The organism is Couchioplanes caeruleus, from assembly GCF_003751945.1.
Lineage (GTDB): Bacteria > Actinomycetota > Actinomycetes > Mycobacteriales > Micromonosporaceae > Actinoplanes > Actinoplanes caeruleus.
Genome location: NZ_RJKL01000001.1, coordinates 3,211,801 through 3,228,940, shown reverse-complemented (window position 1 = coordinate 3,228,940; position 17,140 = coordinate 3,211,801). Strand labels below are relative to the sequence as shown.

Below are 17,140 nucleotides of genomic sequence, written 5' to 3'. Positions count from 1 at the left end.
CGCCCGGTCCGCCTCGTGCGGGCCGGGCGTTTCGCTGTCGGTAGGGTCTTGCCCGTGGCTGCCGAAGAACTCCGGACCGCGGTCCAGCGCCTGCTCGCCCAGGTGGGCCACTGGGAGACCGGCCGGTGGGCCGTGAGCGCGGGCGCCGGCACCCGCGGCGACCTCGTCCACACGCTGGTCCAGCGCCTGGCCGATCTGGGCGCGGAGGCGGAGCGGCGGCCACACCGTGAGGTGCCCCGCGAGGCGGACACGACCCTGCCCGACCAGCTCCGCGTCATGACCGGCGACCTGCTCGCGGTCCCGGCAGCGGACGAGCTGCTGGCTCAGGCCGCCGCCGCGATCCGCACCGCACGCGAGGCCCTCTGACGCGATTCCGCGCCGCGCGCGGCTCTGGACCGGCCGAATGAGGTCCGCCGATCCCGGCGCCCTCTGCGGCAGCCGAACCCGGCGGAAGAATGAGCTCCGCCGAGCCCGGCGCCCTGTACGGCAGCCGGACCCGGCGGAAGATTCGGTGCGGTGTATCAGTTCAGGCGCTCAAGCACCATCGCCATGCCCTGGCCGCCGCCGACGCACATCGTCTCGAGGCCGATGGACTTGTCGTGCCACTCCAGGGAGTTCAGCAGGGTGCCGGTGATGCGGGCGCCGGTCATGCCGAACGGGTGGCCGACGGCGATCGCGCCGCCGTTGACGTTGACCTTGTCGAGCGGGATGTTCAGCTCGCGGTAGGACGGGATCACCTGGGCCGCGAAGGCCTCGTTGATCTCCACCAGGTCGATGTCGTCGACGGTCATCCCGGCGCGCTTGAGCGCCTGGCGGGACGCCTCGACCGGGCCCAGCCCCATGATCTCGGGGGAGAGGGCGGTGACGCCGGTGGACACGATCCGGGCCAGCGGGGTGATGCCGAGCTCGCGGGCCTTGGTGTCGCTCATGATCACTACGGCCGCCGCGCCGTCGTTGAGCGGGCAGCAGTTGCCGGCGGTGATCCGGCCGTCGGGGCGGAACACCGGCTTGAGGCCGGACACCGCCTCCATGGTCACGCCCGGCCGCGGGCCGTCGTCGGCGGAGACCACCGTGCCGTCCGGGGTGGTCACCGGGGTGATCTCCCGCTGCCAGAAGCCGTTGGCGATGGCCTTCTCGGCGAGGTTCTGGCTGCGGACGCCGAACTCGTCCATGTCCGCGCGGCTGACGTCGTACGCCTGGGCGAGGTTCTCCGCCGTGTAGCCCATGCCGAGGTAGATGTCGGGGAGCTGGCCGTCCTCGCGGGGGTCGTGCCAGACGCCGCCGTTCCTCGCGGCGTCGGTGGTGCGTACCCGGGCGTCGGCGAACTTGGGGTTCTCCCAGCCGCCGCCGACCAGCTCCTGGGCCTCCGGCGGCAGGCTGTCGGAGTTGCCGCGGGCGTAGCGCGACACGGTCTCGACGCCGGCGGAGACGAAGACGTCACCCTCGCCGGCCTTGATCGCGTGGAACGCCATCCGGGTGGTCTGCAGCGAGCTGGCGCAGTAGCGGGTGAGGGTCGCGCCCGGAAGCCCGTCGAGGCCGAGCAGCGTGGCGACCACGCGCGCCATGTTGAAGCCCTGCTCGCCGCCGGGCAGGCCGCAACCGAGGTAGAGATCCTCGATGAGCGCCCGGTCGAGCTGGGGCACCTTGCTCAGCGCGGCGTCGACGATGGTGGCGGCGAGATCGTCGGGGCGCAGGTCCTTCAGCGAACCCTTGACGGCACGGCCGATGGGGGAGCGGGCGGTGGCGACGATGACAGCTTCCGGCATGACCACACGTTAACGCGCCGGTAACTTATCGCGGAAGCGCCACTTCGTCACACCTAAATGTCCGATCTATGGAGCTGGCTCCTACTCCTGGATGGAACGGTTGCCGGCCGCCTGGGCGGCATCGAACACCGCGGGGTAGAGCGCGTGCGCCCACACCCGGTAGCCGTCCGCCGAGGGATGGAAGCCGTCGTAACAGAGCGTTCCGGCGTCCGCCCGAAACACCGCGCCGGTCTCGCCGGCGAGATCCACCACCACGCCGCCGGCCTCGGTCACCGCCGCTGCCTGGGCGCGGCTCATCCGGCGCCCCAGCCAGGCGGTCACCTGACGCAACGGCTGGGCGATCGAGCGTACGGCGCCGAGGTCGGGGCACGTGCCGACGACCACCTGGACGCCGGCGTCGCGCAGGCGGCGTACGGCCTCGCCCAGGTACCGCGCCGACTCCTCGGGTCCGCGCAGGGCGGTCGTGTCGTGGGCGCCGATCAGCACCACCGCCACATCGGGGCGGTCGCCGAGCAGTGCGCGGGCCACCTGGGTGGCCAGATCGGTGGAGCGCGAGCCCGCCACACCGACGCTCGAGAGCAGCACGTGCCGCCGGCCGGTCTCCGGGGTGCCGTCGGCCAGCAGCCGGGCCAACTGGCCGCCGACCGTCTCGGACAGCCATTCGACGCCGACGCCGATCGCGGCCGAGTCGCCGAGCAGCACCAGCCGCAGGGGTGGCGCGGCGGACGGGCCCATCGACGTACGCAGCGCCAGACCCATGGTCGGCTTCGCATACCGCCGGCTCTTGGCGGCGAGGGCCTCGCCCGCGAGCAGGGCGACACCGCCCACGGCCGAGGCGAACAGCGTCGTGGCCGCCGCCCTGCCGATTCGTCCCGTCAGGCCCGTCATGTCGCCTCCTCGCGGCGTGCTGAGTCCTGCCGCAGCCGTCAATCGACGGTCGCTTGATGATCCTCCGATGTCCAGCCTACGGCGCCGGCGGCCGTCCGGCCCGACCCACGGGCAACGCGAGCACTCATCCGGCTTGCCACATGCGCTCCCACCCGTTTGACTCCGGCGACCGCACCGCTGCTCGTGGGCCGCCCGAGCGCGCTCCCACCGAGTAGGAACCGCACCGGGCCGCCGCCGAGCGTCAACCCGCCCAGAGAGCTGCCGCCGAACGACAACCCACCCAGCGAGCTACCACTCAGCGGGAACCTCCCGATCGACCCGCCTGACAACGCCAATCCGCCGATCGCTCCGGCCGGGCCGTCCGCTCCACCGGCCGGGCCGTCCGCTCCACCGGCCGGGCCGTCCGCTCCACCGGCCGGGCCGTCCGCTCCACCGGCCGGGCCGTCCACATCACGGGCCGGGCCGTCCGCGCCACCGGCCGGGCCGTCCGCGGCCGCCGCCTCGCCGGCCGCCGCCCCGCCGACTGCCGGCTCACCGCCCGCAGGCTCCCGCCCGGCCCCCGTGCCCATCCCGCTCACCGGCAGGCCCGACGGCAGGAACGTCAGGGCGCGGTGCCCGAGCCAGCTCCGCGGCTCGCCGAACCACGGGTGCCGGCGCAACTGCGCCCACCGCCCCGCCGGCCCGCGATCGCGGCCGTCCACCTTCGCCGCACTGACCTCGGTACCCGCGGCGCGGACCGCCTCGTGGGCCGCCTGCGACAGGCTGCGGACACCGTCAGGGCCGGTGGCCGGCATGCGGTCCTCCTCCTCGCCCAGCACGGCCATCAGCGTCGGCATGATCACCGCTGCCGCGCGGGCGTACCCCTCGACCGACGGGTGGAAGCGGTCCGAGCCGAACATGCGCACCGGATCCGCCACGAAGGCCGGTCCCAGCAGGTCACAGAGGGAGACCGTGCGGCCGCCCGCCTCGACCACCGCGACCGTCTGCTGGGCCGCGAGCTGCCGGCTCCAGGTCGTGGCGAGCCAACGCAACGGCGGCTTGATCGGCTGGATGGCGCCGATGTCGGGACAGGTGCCCACGACGACCTTGCAGCCGACGGCACGCAGGCGCCGGACCGCGTCGGCGAGATGGCGCACGGCCGCCGTACGCGCCGACACGTGGGTGACGTCGTTGCCGCCGATGATGATCACCGCGACCTCGGGGTCGTACTCCAGCGCCGCGTCCACCTGATAGGGCAGGCCGGCCGAGGTGGCGCCGACCACGGCCACCCGGTGCAGGCGGACCGGGCGCCGCAGCCGGCGGGACACGCCCGTGGCCAGCAGGGCGCCGGGCGTCTCGCGCGGACGGTGCACGCCGTATCCGGCCGCCGACGAGTCGCCCAGGATCACCATGCTCAGCGGCCGGCCCGGGAACTTGGGGCCGTACAGTCCGTCGCCGCGCGGGGGTGGCGCCTCGGCCAGCGGGATGATCCGGCGGGCGTCCGCCGCCTGGCGCAGCAGCACGCCCGCCGACAGGAGACTGAGCCCGGCCGCGGCTCCCGTGACGCCGCCGGCGACCTGGCCGGCGATCCTGATCCGCCGGCGTTCCTCCGCTGTCAGATTGCGCACCTGTCGCATGCTCTCCCTCGCTCTCGCCCGGGTGGGGATGGCCCGTCAGCCGTCGGTGGAGACCGGCTTCCGGCGATGGGTGGGGTCTTCGAGGCTAACGCGGCTTGGCGACAGACGTCTGAACCCCGCGCCGAGCGGGCACAACTGGCGGATGGACGTCATGCTGGGATCGGCGAGAGGAGACGACCATGGCCAAGGCGCTGCGACGGACCGCCGCGTTCACCGCACTCGCAAAGGCGCTGATGGCGGGCGCGCGCGGTGGACCCTCGATCGGCAAGCGCATGGCGGCGCTGCCCAGGATGATGAAGGCGAGCGCGAGCGGACAGTACGACGGCGGCATGCGGATCGCGATGATGGCCGCCGCGACCGCGTACGTGGTCTCGCCCATCGACGTGGTCCCGGAGATGTTCCTCTGGATCTTCGGGCTGGTCGACGACGCCGCGATGATCGCCTGGATCGCCGGCAGCGTGCTCAGCGAGACCGAGCGGTTCCTCGAGTGGGAGAAGCAACGCGACTCGGTCCTGCTCGGGAAGATTGTGCCCTGAGCCGTAGGCTGACCTGATCAGTCACAGGTCAGCACCGAGAAGGGCACAAAGACGTGCGGTACTACGACAACGTCGTCGAGATCATCGGGGATACCCCCCTCGTCCGGCTGCGTAGCGTCACCGACGGCATCGCGGCGACCGTTCTCGCCAAGGTGGAGTACTTCAACCCCGGTGGATCCGTCAAGGACCGGATCGCGCTGCGCATGGTCGAGGACGCCGAGAAGGCCGGCATTCTCAAAGAGGGCGGCACGATCGTCGAGCCGACCAGCGGCAACACCGGAGTGGGGCTGGCGCTGGTCGCCCAGCTCCGCGGATACCGGTGCATCTTCGTCTGCCCCGACAAGGTCAGCGAGGACAAGCAGAACGTGCTGCGGGCGTACGGTGCGGAGGTGGTCGTCTGCCCGACCGCCGTGGCCCCCGAGGACCCGCGGTCCTACTACAACGTCTCCGACCGGCTCGCCCGCGAGATCCCCGGCGCCTGGAAGCCGAACCAGTACAGCAACCCGGCGAACCCGCGCTCGCACTACGAGGAGACCGGGCCCGAGCTGTGGAAGCAGACCGAGGGGCGGATCACCCACTTCGTGGCGGGCGTCGGCACCGGCGGCACGATCAGCGGCGTCGGGCGTTACCTCAAGGAGCAGGGCAGCGTCAAGGTCATCGGGGCCGACCCCGAGGGCTCGGTCTACTCCGGCGGCACCGGCCGGCCGTACCTCGTCGAGGGCGTCGGTGAGGACTTCTGGCCGACCACCTACGACCGCGAGGTCTGCGACGAGATCATCGAGGTCTCCGACTCGGACTCGTTCGACATGACCCGCCGCCTCGCCCGCGAGGAAGGCCTGCTCGTCGGCGGGAGCTGCGGCATGGCGGTGGTCGCCGCCCTCGAGGTGGCCCGCAAGGCCGGCCCGGACGACGTCGTCGTGGTCCTGCTCCCGGACGGCGGCCGCGGCTACCTGTCCAAGATCTTCAACGACAACTGGATGGCCCGCTACGGCTTCCTGTCCACGGGCGACGGCGCGCCGACCGTGGCCACGGCGCTGGAGGCCAAGGGCGGGACGATGCCGCCGCTGGTCCACGTCCACCCGACCGAGACCGTCCGCGACGCCATCGACTACATGCGCGAGTACGGCGTCAGCCAGCTCCCGGTGCTCAAGGCGGAGCCGCCGGTCGTGACCGGCGAGGTGGCGGGTTCGATCTCGGAGAAGGCGCTGCTGGACGCGCTCTTCACGGGCCAGGCGCACCTGCACGACACGATCGAGCGGCACATGGGTGAGTCGCTTCCGATGATCGGCGGCGGCCAGCCGGTGAGCGAGGCGGTCGCGCTGCTCGAAAAGGCGGACGCGGCGATGGTCCTCATCGACGGCAAGCCGGCGGGTGTTCTTACTCGCCAGGATCTTTTGGCGCACTTGAGCTGAGGATCAAGATCAATCTCGGGATGTCGTAGCGGGGTGGTGGGTGCAGACCGCTGCTCACGCCGAGGGCCGGGGTGGGCCGAGCATGGGCGCGGGGCGCCCAGAACGCTCGGCCCACCCCGGCGACGTGCGTGAGTGGTTGCGCCCCTGAAACCCCCCGGTTCCCTTCAGCTCGGTGGGTGGTGGCCGCTGTGACGACGCCGGTTCATTCGAGCTCGGTGGGGATCGTGATGACGTCTACGAGGGCGTTCCTGCGGAGGACCGTGATCGGGAGGTTCTTGCCGATGGCGGGGCCGAGCATGAGGCGTTGCAGAGCCTGGACGGTCTGAACCGGGGTGCCGCCCGCTGTGAGCAGGATGTCGCCCAGGTAGATGCCGGCTAGGCCGGCAGGGCTGGTGGGGACCACCTCGACGACGCGGAGGCCGAGTTTCTGGCCCAGGCGGTCGGCCAGCGGCGGGGGCAGGGGGACGGGGAGCCCCGCCACTCCCAGCCAGGCTCGGCGGACGCGGCCGGAGGCGACCAGTTCGCCGAGGATGTGGCGGGTTGTTCTGTTGATGGGGACGGCGAGGCCGAGGCCGTAGCCCGCGACCGCCGTGTTGACGCCCACCACGGTGCCGGTGGCGTCGGCGAGCGCGCCGCCCGAGTTTCCCGGGTTGAGGGCCGCGTCGGTCTGGATGACGTCGTCGATGATGCGGACCCGGCGGCCGTCGCGGGCGGGCAGGGAGCGGCCGAGGCCGGAGACCACCCCGGCGGTGACCGAGCCGGCGAGGCCCATCGGGTTGCCGACGGCGACGACCAGTTGGCCGATGCGCAGGCCGTCGGCGTCGCCGAGCGGTGCGGCCGGGGCGCTCGGGTGATGGACGCGGACGACGGCGAGGTCCGAGAGCGCGTCCGCGCCGGCCACCTCGAAACGGGTCTCGGTGCCGTCGGCGAACGTGGCCGTGCCGCCCGTGGCGCCGGCCACCACGTGCGCGTTGGTGATCAGGAATCCATCGTCGGTGAAGGTGACCGCCGAGCCGGCGCCGGCACCCCGGGCGGTGCGGACGCCGAGGGCGGCGACGGACGGCAGGAGGGCGGCGGCGACCCCCGTCACGACACGGCTGTAGGCGTCGAGTGCCCGGCCTTCGACATCCGTGTGTTCGGTATCCATGGCACTGGCAACATCGCCGTGGGCCGCATCGATGTCCGTGCCGCGTCCGCCCAGGGCGAACAGCCGCCGGAACGCCCGATTCTCTGTCGCCCGGGCCGCGGCCGAGGCCGGCAGAGATCGGTCGTCACAGATAGTTGCGAGGGTCGCACACTCAGTCCGATCGGCGGTTCGGCCCCCGGGGTTGTATGGGGTACGACAGAGCTACGCATCCGGACGGAGGTTCGTAGAACATGGTCATCGTCGACCAGGCCGCACCGGCCGGCATCGTGGACCGGTTGCTCTGGCAGGACGCCCAGCGGATGCTCGGCCGTCACGCCGAGGCCGGTCACGACGGCAACTGCGTCTGGTGCGGATGGCGGTGGCCGTGCGCACCGCGACGCATCGCCGAACGCGCCGATGCCGCCTCACGGCGCCCGTGGCGGGAGGCGTGGACGCTGCGCCACGACCTCAACAGCCTGCGGGAGCTGCCCGGTGTGTTCGACGACAACCGGGTCCGCCGGGAGACCCGCAAGAACGACGAGCTCAACCGAGGCCGTTTCGACTGATCGACAAGGCGCCGATCGGAAGCGTGACCGTCCCCCGGCAGACCCGCTCCCGTGACGCCTACCGCGGTGACATCGCCGTAGCCCCGCCAGCACGCGGTGTCCCGCACCCCGGACCCGCCCCGCCGATCGACCGGCACGCCTCCGCCGGTCGGCGCCTCCGGCCAGGCGCACAACCCGGTAGGGGCGGGCGCGGTAGGCGGGAGTGCGTGACCACAGGTTCCCCCGCATTCACTCGGTCACGCGCTCCCGCCCTCCCTCCGCTCACCCGGCCCGCAACAACGCAGGCCGACGTCCTCCGAGCCGCGCATTCCTGTGCCGGCGCCGCTCAGACGGGTCGCGAGTAGCGCACCAGGCGGACGGTGTCGCCGCCCATCGACTCGATTCGCGAATTGCCGTCCGGCGTCCAACCGCCGCGCTCGTAGAAGAGCCGGGCCCGGTCGTTGCCCTCCAGCACCCACAGCGCGGCCCGGTCGGCGATGCGGGCCAGCGCGGGCAACGCATCGCGCATCAGTGCCCGGCCGACCCCGGTGCCGACGAACTCCGGCGCGGCGTGGATCGCCGTCAGCTCGGCGACGCCTTCCTCGTCGCTCGGCCCCAGGTAGGAGAAGCCGGCCAGCTCGTCGGCGACCGTGGCGACGGTGAGCCGATGGGTGTCGCGTTCCCACTTCCAGCGCTCCGTCCACCACTCGCCCATGGCCTCGGGACCGCCGAAGGCGAGCGCGGCGGGGGAGAGCAGGTCGGCGTAGGCCGAGGCCCGCGAGCGGTGATGCAGCTCGCCGATCCCGGCGAGATCCGTGTCGACCGCGGGTCGGAGCAGCACGCTCATGAGACGGCCGGGCTCTGATGCGCGGGCCGGGGATCACCGGTGACGGACCGGGGATCACCCGTGGCGTGACCCGGATCGCCTGCTTCCCGGCGCGGCGGGACCGGCACGCGCATCAGGTCCTCGGCGAGCACGATGTCGCCGTCGAACTCCGCCCGGGCCTCGTCGAGGAAGCGCGCGCTGTCCTCGTACCGTTGCGAGAAGTGGGTGAGCAGCAGCGTGCGTACCCCCGACTGCCGGGCCACCGACGCGGCCTGGCCCGCGGTCAGGTGGCCGACCTGCGCGGCCATCGCGGCGTCTTCCGCGAGGAACGTCGACTCGATGACGAGCAGATCGGCGCCCTCCGCGAGGGCGAAGACGTTGTCGCACAAGCCGGTGTCCATGACGAAGGCGAACCGCTGGCCGGGCCGCGGGGTGCTGACGTCGTCCAGGGTGATCCGGCCCGACCGGCCGGTCCGCTGCAGCTCTCCGATCGCGGGCCCGGCGATGCCGTGCGCGGCGAGCAGCGCGGGGACCATGCGGCGGCCGTCCGGCTCGACCAGGCGGTAACCGTACGTCTCGATCGAGTGCCGCAGCGGCAGCGCGGTGAGCGACCCCGCGGCGGTCTCCGTGCGGTAGCCGTCGCCGACGGGCTCCTCGACGAGCTGTGCGACGTCGTAGAAACTGGTCGCGTGCCGGAGCCGCGCAAGGTATTCGCGGCCGCCGGCGGGGAAGTGCACGTGCACCGGATGCGGCACCCGGTCGAGCGAGATCCGCTGGATGATCCCCGGCAGACCCAGCGAGTGGTCGCCGTGGAAGTGCGTGATGCAGATGCGGCGCAGCGGCGTGACGGCCAGGCCCGCCATGAGCATCTGCCGCTGGGTGCCCTCGCCCGGGTCGAAGAGGATCACCTCGTCGTCCCAGCGGAGCAGATATCCGTTGTGGTTGCGGTGCCGCGTGGGCACCTGGCTCGCCGTCCCCAGGACGGTCAGCTCACGCATCGGTGCGTTCCCCCGCCATGACCGGAAATGAAGCGACCCCCGGGGACTTCCACGCGCCTGATGGAGCGTGGTCCGGTCGGACAAGGCCGGATCCCCGGGGGTCGGGTGGCTGTCTGGTATTCGCCGTACCGCTGCCACACGGTCTCGACGTCCTACAAGAAATTTCTACGAAGCTGTCGAGGACAGCGGCTAGCGGACAGCCACCTCACGAGTCCCGTTGCTATACAACTTCGGACCACCTCCCTTCACGTGTACGGCCACGGTAGCGACCCCGGAGGCCGGCCGACAACGCCTTATTGGTCACTGCTGCCGTGGGAATAAATATCGGGACAACTCGGTCACTGATCAACACCCGGCAGCCGTGGGACACCGCGGCCGGTTGTCCCCAGGGACGGAGGAACCGAGGATGGGCATGGACGGTCTGCGCGAGTTGCTGAAAGAGCTCGACGGCGCACGAGTGCGGGACGTCCGTGTCCCCGGTTACCTGGACACCGCGTAGGGAACGGTGCGCTTCGAACCGTTCGGCGCCGTCGCCTACCTCGATTCCCGGGTTCGTGCATGAGCACGTCTGGGAGCCGTCGCGGCGCTGATCGGTCAGAGCCGCGGAAACACCCGGGGGGAGAGCTCGGTTCCCTCGACCGCCAGCGATGCCGGGCCGACGATCTTCGGGTCGGGGACGCCGACCACGTCCGGGTCCTTGTCGTCGTACTTGAAGCGGTGCAGGACGTGCCGCATGGCCTCGAGCCGGGCCCGCTTCTTGTCGTTGCTCTTCACGACGGTCCACGGGGCGTCTGCGGTGTCCGTGTAGAAGAACATCGCCTCCTTCGCCTCGGTGTAGTCGTCCCACTTGTCCAGCGACTCGAGGTCCATCTTCGAGAGCTTCCACTGGCGTACGGGGTCGACCTGCCGGATCGCGAAGCGGGTGCGCTGCTCGCTGCGGGAGACGGAGAACCAGAACTTGACCAGGTGAATGCCGGAGCGGACCAGCATCCGCTCCAGGTCCGGGGCCTGGCGCATGAACTCGAGGTACTCGGCGCGGGTGCAGAAGCCCATGACCCGCTCGACGCCGGCCCGGTTGTACCAGGACCGGTCGAAGAGCACGATCTCGCCGGCCGCCGGCAGGTGCTTGATGTAGCGCTGGAAGTACCACTGGGTGCTCTCGCGCTCGTTCGGCTTCTCCAGCGCCACCACGGACGCGCCGCGTGGGTTCAGATGTTCCATGAAGCGTTTGATCGTGCCGCCCTTGCCGGCGGCGTCGCGTCCCTCGAAGAGGATCACCAGGCGCTCACCGGTGGCCTTGCACCAGTTCTGGAGCTTGAGCAGCTCGATCTGCAGCAGGCGCTTGTCGTGGTCGTACTCCGGCCGGGCGAGCCGGGAGTGGTACGGGTAGTCCTCGCGCCACGTGTCCACCGGGTTGCCGTCGGCCGTGAGCAGCACCGGGTCGTCGTCATCGTCGTCGGCGACCCGGTAGCCGTCCAGCTCGCTGACCGGCCCCTGGTACGGAGCGGTCCGCACGTCGTCCTCGGCCTGCTGGTCGTCGTGGGACTCGTCGTCCTGGGGCTCCTGGTCGTCCAGAGCCTTCCGGTCGGTCCGGGGCTGCTGGTCGTCTTGGGACTGTTGTTCCTCGGCCTGCATGAACAGGTTTCATACCCCGCCGCGGGCGGGTCCCAACGCGCTCAGCCGAGCCAGCGCCGCAGCTTCCCCCTCCGCGAGCTCTTGATCACCGCGGGCAGTTCGTGGAACGTCTCCTCGCCGATCCGCTCCTGGCGCGCGTACAGGACGCCGTACTCGAACGCGTCCGGCGCCGTCCGCGCCACGTCCCGCAGCAGCTCGCGGGCCACGACGGAGTCCTGGTGCGCGCCGAGGACGTCCTGCAGCGAGGTGAGCGCCGAGACCAGCTTCTTCCCCGGCTTGCCGGCGGCGGGCGCGAAGACCTCGACGGCGTACCGTGCCTGCTTGTACTTCTTGCGGGCATCGTGCAGCTCCGCGTCGACGCCGTCGCCGACGGCCGTGTCGAGCAGCGCGTCGGCCCGGTGCAGCACCTTGCGGACGCGGCGGGGTGCGTTCCCGGCGTCCGGGCGGGCCTCGTCGATCAGGGCGTCCATCGCGTCGAGCAGGGCCAGGTAACGGTCGCTGTTCAGGGCCTCGACCAGCGCCTGTCGCCCGCGCGAGACGTCGGCCTCCAACTTCTCGCGGATCCGGGCGGCCACGTCGGGGAAGCCCTCGGACGCCGCGGCGAGCTTGTGCTGCAGCACCTGGCCGTCGCGGACGTCACCGAGGCAGTCCGCGAGCCACTTCAGCTCGTCCTTGAGGAACTCCGCGCGCTCCGGGTCGAAGGAGGACTTGAAGGTCTTCAGTGTGCTGCGCAGGCGCCGGGTGCCCACGCGCATCTTGTGCACGCCGTCGGCGTCGCCGGCCCGGACCGCCGCGTCGTGGGCCTCGATGGCGTCGCGCTGCTCGCGCGCATACCCGAGGACGGGGTCGGTCTTCGGGGCCTTGCCGGGCTGCGGCGCGCGGAGCCGGTCGCCGAGCGCCCGGGCCAGCTTGGACGGCCCGGCCGCGGGAGTGGCGCCGGCCGCGCGCAGCAGGCCCTCCACCGCGTCGAGCAGCTCGGGTCCGCCGTCGACCAGCTCGACCTCGATCTCCTGCCAGCGTTGCTGGCCGTTACCGGTCTCCGCGTCGACCTCGTCCTGCGCGATCAGCGCGAGCGTACGGCCGTCGGCGTCGCACAGCGGCGTCTCGACCCGCCGGGTCCGCAGCGTGGCCACCGGCCGCAGCGGACGGGTCCGCACGATGGTGCGCACCTCCGCGACCAGTTCGGCCGGGACGGCGTCGTCGCCGGTCAGGGGAAGCCGGTACTCGGTGCGGCTGGAGCCCTCGCCGGGCGTCTTGAGATGCCACCCGGCGTCCGTGCCGCCGGTGCGCCGCCGCAGGGTGCGTTTGTTGCGGGCCAGCCGCAGATCCTCGGTGTCGAAGTACGTGGCGTCGAGCTCGTGCGTCGCGGGCTCGCCGCTGGCGCTCACGCCGCCCGCGCCGGAGAGCGGGGGCAGGGCGAATCCGGCGGGCACGTCGTACTTGCGTTCGGACTCCGTCGCGGTCTGCATCGGTCAAGTCTGGCGGAATTACGGCGTCACAGCGACCTCACAGGAATGCGATGCACGCTTGCCGCAGACTCCGGAGGGCTCGGCGCCCGCTCCCCCGTGCGGGTGTCGGGCTCTCTGGGCCAGGCGTCGCTCAGACCCGGGCCTCGCCGCGGCTACGCAGGTAGTGCGCCCGCGAATAGTGCGCGGCGGCGGCGTTGTAGTACATCGTCGCCAGCGACACGTGGAAACTGTTGTCGGTCAAAGCGTTCTTCGCGTTCGCCGTCTCCGACCACCGGATCTCAGCGTCGGACTCGCTGATCCCGCGTCGCGCGCACCGCAGCCGGGTCATCTCCTTGCCGATCCGCCACGTCTCCAGGGCGCTCTCGGCCTGCCGCATCATGGCCCGCGCCTTCTCGATGAGGGATTCGGCGAGAACCCACGCGGCGCGTTCCTCCTCGTTGTTGAACATGGGACACCTCCCGAGGGCTACCTCCCGAATTGTCGGTCCATTCAGTGTGTGAGACGCCTTCGGCGGTTGTCGATCTTTTCCACCCGCACGGGTTACGGCCGCCGCCCCAAACTCCGGCGACGGCCGCAAATTCCCTGCTGGAACGTAGGTCAGGCGGAACGCGCGACGCCGACCGGGCAGGTCATGCCGTTCGGGCCGTGGGTGCAGTAGCCGCCCGGGTTCTTGCTGTCGGACAGGTACTGCTGGTGGTAGTCCTCGGCGTAGTAGTAGGCGTCCAGCGGCTTGATCTCGGTCGTGATCGTGCCGTGGCCCGCCGCCGTTACCACCGGCTGAAAGGCCTCCAGCGACTCCCGGGCGATCCGGGCCTGCTCCGGCGTCGTCGTGTAGATCGCCGAGCGGTACTGGGTTCCCACGTCGTTGCCCTGCCGCATGCCCTGGGTCGGGTCGTGGTTCTCCCAGAACGCCTTCAACAGGTCCTCGTAGCTGATCTTCGACGGGTCGTGGACGACCTGGACGACCTCGGCGTGCCCGGTCCCGCCCGAGCAGGTCTCCTCGTACGTCGGGTTCCTGGTGGTGCCGCCCGCGTACCCGACCGACGTCGAGTGCACGCCCGGCAGGCGCCAGAAGATGCGCTCGGCGCCCCAGAAACAGCCCATGCCGAACACGGCGGTCTCGAAGCCGGCCGGCCACGGACCCTTCAGCGGCGTACCGAGCACCGTGTGCGTGTCGGCCACCGGCATCTCGATCAGGCGGCCCGGCAGAGCCTGGTCGGGGGTGGGCAGCTCGAGCTTCTTGTGTCGCAGGAACACGGTGTCTCCCTTCATCCGGTCGGTGTAACGCCGTCCCGCCGAAGATCCTTACCCGAGGACGCCGGCTATCCGGGAAGCGTAGGAGGCCGCCTCCTCCTCGGAGCCGTATTTGTGCCGAGGCCAGAAGAACCCGCGCAGTCCGTCCCCCTTCGTGCGGGGGACGACGTGGGCGTGCAGATGCGGCACCGACTGCGACACGATGTTGTTCATCGCGACGAACGTGCCCCGCGCACCGGTCGCCTCCGGAACCGCGGCGGCCACCCGCTGGACGAGGGCGAAGAAGCCGGGCAGGAGGTCCGGCTCGAGCGCGGACAACTCGGGCACGTGCGGGCGCGGCACCACCAGTACGTGCCCCTTGAAGACGGGCCGGATGTCGAGGAAGCCGACGCCGTCCGGCGAATCCACGACCTTGAACGCGGGAACCGAGCCCGCCACGATCGCACAGAAGAGGCAGTCGGGCATGGCCGCAGACTAGCCTTGCCCCTCATGACGGGTAACGCGTACGGCTTCGACACACTGGCCATCCACGCCGGGCAGGACCCGGATCCCCGCACGGGTGCCGTGGTGCCGCCGATCTACCAGACCAGCACCTATGCCCAGGACGCCGTGGGTGCGCCCCGGCTGGGCTACGAATACAGCCGCTCGGGCAACCCGACCCGCGACGCCCTGCAGGAATGCCTCGCCGCGATCGAGGGGGGCCGGCGCGGCCTGGCCTTCGCCAGCGGGCTGGCCGCCGAGGACACGCTGCTGCGCACGGTGTGCCGTCCCGGCGACCACGTGGTGATCCCGGACGACGCGTACGGCGGCACCTTCCGGCTCTTCAGCAAGGTCGCCGAGAACTGGGGCCTCGACTGGACCGCGGTGGCGCTGCACGACCTGGACGCGGTCCGGGCGGCGTTCCGCCCCGGCCACACCCGGATGATCTGGGCCGAGACGCCCACCAACCCGCTGCTCAACGTCGCCGACATCGCCGCGCTGGCCGGGCTCGCCCACGAGTACGACGCGATGCTGGCCGTCGACAACACGTTCGCGTCGCCGTACCTGCAGCAGCCGATCGCCCACGGCGCCGACGTGGTGATCCACTCCACGACCAAGTACCTGGGCGGACACTCCGACGTGGTGGGTGGCGCGCTGGTGACGGCCGACGAGGACCTGGGCGAGAAGCTCGCCTTCCACCAGAACGCGATGGGTGCGGTCAACGGGCCGTTCGACGCGTGGCTGACGCTGCGGGGGATCAAGACGCTCGGCGTACGGATGGACCGGCACTGCGACAACGCCGAGCGGATCGTCGCGTACCTGGACGGCCACGCCAAGGTCGGCCAGATCCTCTACCCGGGGCTGGAGTCGCATCCCGGACACGAGGTCGCGGCCAAGCAGATGACCCGCTTCGGCGGCATGATCTCCTTCCGCGCCAAGGGTGGCATGGAGCAGGCCATCGAGGTATGTAACCGGACGAAACTGTTCGTTCTTGCGGAGTCGCTCGGCGGCGTCGAGTCGCTCATCGAGCACCCGGGGCAGATGACACACCTCAGCGCTGCGGGCTCCCCGCTTGAAGTACCCGCCGATCTCGTGCGACTGTCTGTCGGCATCGAAACCGTTGACGATCTGCTCGCCGATTTGGAGCAGGCGCTCGGCTGAGGTTCCACAGACAAGCGGAGAAGGGCCATGGACAACCTGGCGACCACATGGGTGGGTGCCACGGCGAAGCAGATCTCCCGTGCGGTGCGCCGTGGCGACACGACCGCCACCCAGGTCGTCGCCGACCACCTCGAGCAGATCGCGATCTCCGAGCCCGCGCTCACCGCGTTCCGCGTGGTGCGTGGCGGTGAGGCGATCGTCGAGGCGGAGAAGGTCGACGAGCAGGAGGACCTGGCCAACCTGCCGCTCGCGGGCGTACCCGTCGCGGTGAAGGAGAACACCCCGGTGGCGGGCCTGCCGACCTGGCACGGCTCCGCGGCCGCGCGGACCCCGGTGGCCGAGGAGGACCACGAGGTGGTCCGTCGGCTGCGCGGCGCCGGCGCGGTCGTCGTAGGCGTCACCCGGATGCCCGAGCTGGGCCTGTGGGCCACCACCGACGGGCCGGACGGTGCCACCCGCAACCCCTGGGCGCTCGACCGTACGGCGGGCGGCTCGTCCGGTGGCTCGGCCGCGGCGGTGGCCGCCGGGCTGGTGCCGATCGCGCACGGCAACGACGGCCTGGGCTCCCTGCGCATCCCGGCCGCCTGCTGCGGCCTGATCGGTCTCAAGCCGGGCCGCGACGTCATCCCTTGCGACGTCGGCCGCGACGGCTGGATGGGGCTGGTCGAGAACGGCATCCTGGCCACCACGGTCGGCGACGCCGCGCTCGGCTTCCACGTGCTCGCCGGGCGCACGCCGGCCAAGCTCACCCCGCCGGGCAAGCTGCGGGTCGGCGTCGCGTTGCGCTCGCCGGTCCAGGGGGTACGCCCCGACGAGCCGAACCGCGAGGCCGTGGCGACCGCGGCGAAGCTCCTCGTCCAGGCCGGACACGACACCGTCACCGCCGAACCGGGGTATTCCACGGTGCTCGGCGTGACGGGACTGCTGACCTGGTTCGCCGCTGCGTACCGGGATGCGGAGGCGGCGGGCATCGACCCGGCGGTGCTGCAGCCGCGCACCCGGCGGCACATCCGGCTCGGCGGGTTCGCCTGGAAGCGCGGCTGGGTGCGGCAGGAGCAGCGCGAGGCCTGGCGCGCGCAGAGCATCGACTTCTTCGCGGAACGCCGCATCGACGTGCTGCTGACGCCGGCCCTGGCGGCGACTCCGCCGCCGGCCGGCGGTCACGCGAGCGGCCGGTGGCGGCGCAACATCATGGACAACGTCCGGTACGCGCCGTACGCCGCGCCGTGGAACATGGCCGGGCTACCCGCGATCGTGGTTCCCGTCGGCATGCGGCCGGACGGGCTGCCGGTGGGAGTGCAGATCGTCGGCCCGCCCGATTCCGAGCTGCTGCTGCTGTCCATCGCCGGTGTGCTGGAGGTCGCCAACCCGTGGCCCCGGCACGCGTTCGTGTGAACCGTCCGTGTTCGTCGCTGTGGCACGATCTCT

General features: G+C 71.6%; 16 protein-coding genes and 1 pseudogene. 6 read left to right on the top strand and 11 right to left on the bottom strand.

The features are described 5' to 3' along the window. Positions 1 to 54 precede the first annotated feature (54 nt). Positions 55 to 366: a hypothetical protein gene (locus EDD30_RS14240; RefSeq protein WP_071804338.1), complete on the top strand. Its 312-nt coding sequence runs from the start codon at positions 55 to 57 to the stop codon at positions 364 to 366. 155 nt (positions 367 to 521) lie between these two features. Here the strand turns inward: EDD30_RS14240 and EDD30_RS14235 are convergent, their stop codons facing one another. The 3 genes and pseudogenes from EDD30_RS14235 to EDD30_RS40610 form a co-directional block, all read right to left on the bottom strand. Next, positions 522 to 1,766 (bottom strand): acetyl-CoA C-acetyltransferase, encoded by a 1,245-nt coding sequence (locus EDD30_RS14235; protein WP_071804362.1) that lies wholly within the window; start codon positions 1,764 to 1,766, stop codon positions 522 to 524. A gap of 81 nt (positions 1,767 to 1,847) precedes the next feature. Then, entirely contained in the window at positions 1,848 to 2,654 is an 807-nt protein-coding gene (locus EDD30_RS14230) for an SGNH/GDSL hydrolase family protein (protein WP_071804337.1), read from the bottom strand. Between the two features lie 635 nt (positions 2,655 to 3,289). Then, positions 3,290 to 4,270 (bottom strand): annotated as a pseudogene (locus EDD30_RS40610) (SGNH/GDSL hydrolase family protein); the annotation flags it as partial. Positions 4,271 to 4,449: 179 nt separating this feature from the next. Between EDD30_RS40610 and EDD30_RS14220 the strand changes: the two are divergent. Beyond that, complete coding sequence (locus tag EDD30_RS14220; protein ID WP_071804336.1) at positions 4,450 to 4,806, top strand: YkvA family protein; 357 nt, start codon at positions 4,450 to 4,452, stop codon at positions 4,804 to 4,806. 53 nt (positions 4,807 to 4,859) lie between these two features. Continuing rightward, positions 4,860 to 6,218, top strand: a complete 1,359-nt coding sequence (locus EDD30_RS14215; protein ID WP_071804335.1) for a cystathionine beta-synthase — start codon at positions 4,860 to 4,862, stop codon at positions 6,216 to 6,218. Positions 6,219 to 6,420: 202 nt separating this feature from the next. Here the strand turns inward: EDD30_RS14215 and EDD30_RS14210 are convergent, their stop codons facing one another. Beyond that, complete coding sequence (locus EDD30_RS14210; protein WP_071804334.1) at positions 6,421 to 7,365, bottom strand: S1C family serine protease; 945 nt, start codon at positions 7,363 to 7,365, stop codon at positions 6,421 to 6,423. 230 nt (positions 7,366 to 7,595) lie between these two features. On the opposite strand from EDD30_RS14210, the gene EDD30_RS14205 reads away from it, so the two are divergent. Then, positions 7,596 to 7,910: a hypothetical protein gene (locus EDD30_RS14205; RefSeq protein ID WP_071804333.1), complete on the top strand. Its 315-nt coding sequence runs from the start codon at positions 7,596 to 7,598 to the stop codon at positions 7,908 to 7,910. A 325-nt stretch (positions 7,911 to 8,235) separates the two neighbouring features. Here EDD30_RS14205 and EDD30_RS14200 read toward each other — a convergent pair whose 3' ends face one another. The 7 genes from EDD30_RS14200 to EDD30_RS14170 all read right to left on the bottom strand — a co-directional run bounded on the left by EDD30_RS14200 (position 8,236) and on the right by EDD30_RS14170 (position 14,536). Then, positions 8,236 to 8,736, bottom strand: coding sequence for a GNAT family N-acetyltransferase (locus EDD30_RS14200; protein ID WP_071804332.1), 501 nt, complete (start codon positions 8,734 to 8,736; stop codon positions 8,236 to 8,238). Next, on the bottom strand, positions 8,733 to 9,713 hold the full coding sequence (locus EDD30_RS14195; protein WP_071804331.1) for a ribonuclease Z: 981 nt from the start codon (positions 9,711 to 9,713) through the stop codon (positions 8,733 to 8,735). Before EDD30_RS14195 ends, EDD30_RS14200 begins: the two co-directional genes overlap by 4 nt. 594 nt (positions 9,714 to 10,307) lie before the next feature. Beyond that, a complete protein-coding gene (gene ppk2, locus EDD30_RS14190) occupies positions 10,308 to 11,348 on the bottom strand; it encodes a polyphosphate kinase 2 (protein ID WP_084556249.1) in 1,041 nt (346 codons plus the stop codon). A gap of 41 nt (positions 11,349 to 11,389) precedes the next feature. Beyond that, positions 11,390 to 12,817: a CYTH and CHAD domain-containing protein gene (locus EDD30_RS14185; RefSeq protein ID WP_071804330.1), complete on the bottom strand. Its 1,428-nt coding sequence runs from the start codon at positions 12,815 to 12,817 to the stop codon at positions 11,390 to 11,392. Between the two features lie 130 nt (positions 12,818 to 12,947). Further along, positions 12,948 to 13,265, bottom strand: coding sequence for a hypothetical protein (locus EDD30_RS14180; protein WP_071804329.1), 318 nt, complete (start codon positions 13,263 to 13,265; stop codon positions 12,948 to 12,950). Positions 13,266 to 13,414: 149 nt separating this feature from the next. After that, positions 13,415 to 14,074 (bottom strand): peptide-methionine (S)-S-oxide reductase MsrA, encoded by a 660-nt coding sequence (gene msrA / locus EDD30_RS14175; RefSeq protein ID WP_071804360.1) that lies wholly within the window; start codon positions 14,072 to 14,074, stop codon positions 13,415 to 13,417. A gap of 48 nt (positions 14,075 to 14,122) precedes the next feature. Further along, entirely contained in the window at positions 14,123 to 14,536 is a 414-nt protein-coding gene (locus EDD30_RS14170; RefSeq protein ID WP_071804328.1) for an HIT family protein, read from the bottom strand. A gap of 24 nt (positions 14,537 to 14,560) precedes the next feature. Here EDD30_RS14170 and EDD30_RS14165 point away from each other — a divergent pair, with 24 nt between their 5' ends. After that, complete coding sequence (locus EDD30_RS14165; protein ID WP_071804327.1) at positions 14,561 to 15,712, top strand: cystathionine gamma-synthase; 1,152 nt, start codon at positions 14,561 to 14,563, stop codon at positions 15,710 to 15,712. A gap of 27 nt (positions 15,713 to 15,739) precedes the next feature. Then, the gene (locus EDD30_RS14160) at positions 15,740 to 17,107 is read left to right on the top strand and encodes an amidase (RefSeq protein WP_071804326.1); all 1,368 of its coding nucleotides are present in this window, start codon (positions 15,740 to 15,742) and stop codon (positions 17,105 to 17,107) included. Positions 17,108 to 17,140 lie beyond the last annotated feature (33 nt).

What these genes read in the sequence shown, in the direction of transcription:
- EDD30_RS14235 (WP_071804362.1), bottom strand. Translation starts at nt 1,766, where the DNA reads ATGCCGGAAGCTGTCATCGTCGCCACCGCCCGCTCCCCCATCGGCCGT.
- EDD30_RS14230 (WP_071804337.1), bottom strand. Translation starts at nt 2,654, where the DNA reads ATGACGGGCCTGACGGGACGAATCGGCAGGGCGGCGGCCACGACGCTG.
- EDD30_RS14220 (WP_071804336.1), top strand. Translation starts at nt 4,450, where the DNA reads ATGGCCAAGGCGCTGCGACGGACCGCCGCGTTCACCGCACTCGCAAAG.
- EDD30_RS14210 (WP_071804334.1), bottom strand. Translation starts at nt 7,365, where the DNA reads ATGGATACCGAACACACGGATGTCGAAGGCCGGGCACTCGACGCCTAC.
- EDD30_RS14205 (WP_071804333.1), top strand. Translation starts at nt 7,596, where the DNA reads ATGGTCATCGTCGACCAGGCCGCACCGGCCGGCATCGTGGACCGGTTG.
- EDD30_RS14200 (WP_071804332.1), bottom strand. Translation starts at nt 8,736, where the DNA reads ATGAGCGTGCTGCTCCGACCCGCGGTCGACACGGATCTCGCCGGGATC.
- EDD30_RS14195 (WP_071804331.1), bottom strand. Translation starts at nt 9,713, where the DNA reads ATGCGTGAGCTGACCGTCCTGGGGACGGCGAGCCAGGTGCCCACGCGG.
- ppk2 (WP_084556249.1), bottom strand. Translation starts at nt 11,348, where the DNA reads ATGCAGGCCGAGGAACAACAGTCCCAAGACGACCAGCAGCCCCGGACC.
- EDD30_RS14185 (WP_071804330.1), bottom strand. Translation starts at nt 12,817, where the DNA reads ATGCAGACCGCGACGGAGTCCGAACGCAAGTACGACGTGCCCGCCGGA.
- EDD30_RS14180 (WP_071804329.1), bottom strand. Translation starts at nt 13,265, where the DNA reads ATGTTCAACAACGAGGAGGAACGCGCCGCGTGGGTTCTCGCCGAATCC.
- EDD30_RS14170 (WP_071804328.1), bottom strand. Translation starts at nt 14,536, where the DNA reads ATGCCCGACTGCCTCTTCTGTGCGATCGTGGCGGGCTCGGTTCCCGCG.
- EDD30_RS14165 (WP_071804327.1), top strand. Translation starts at nt 14,561, where the DNA reads ATGACGGGTAACGCGTACGGCTTCGACACACTGGCCATCCACGCCGGG.
- EDD30_RS14160 (WP_071804326.1), top strand. Translation starts at nt 15,740, where the DNA reads ATGGACAACCTGGCGACCACATGGGTGGGTGCCACGGCGAAGCAGATC.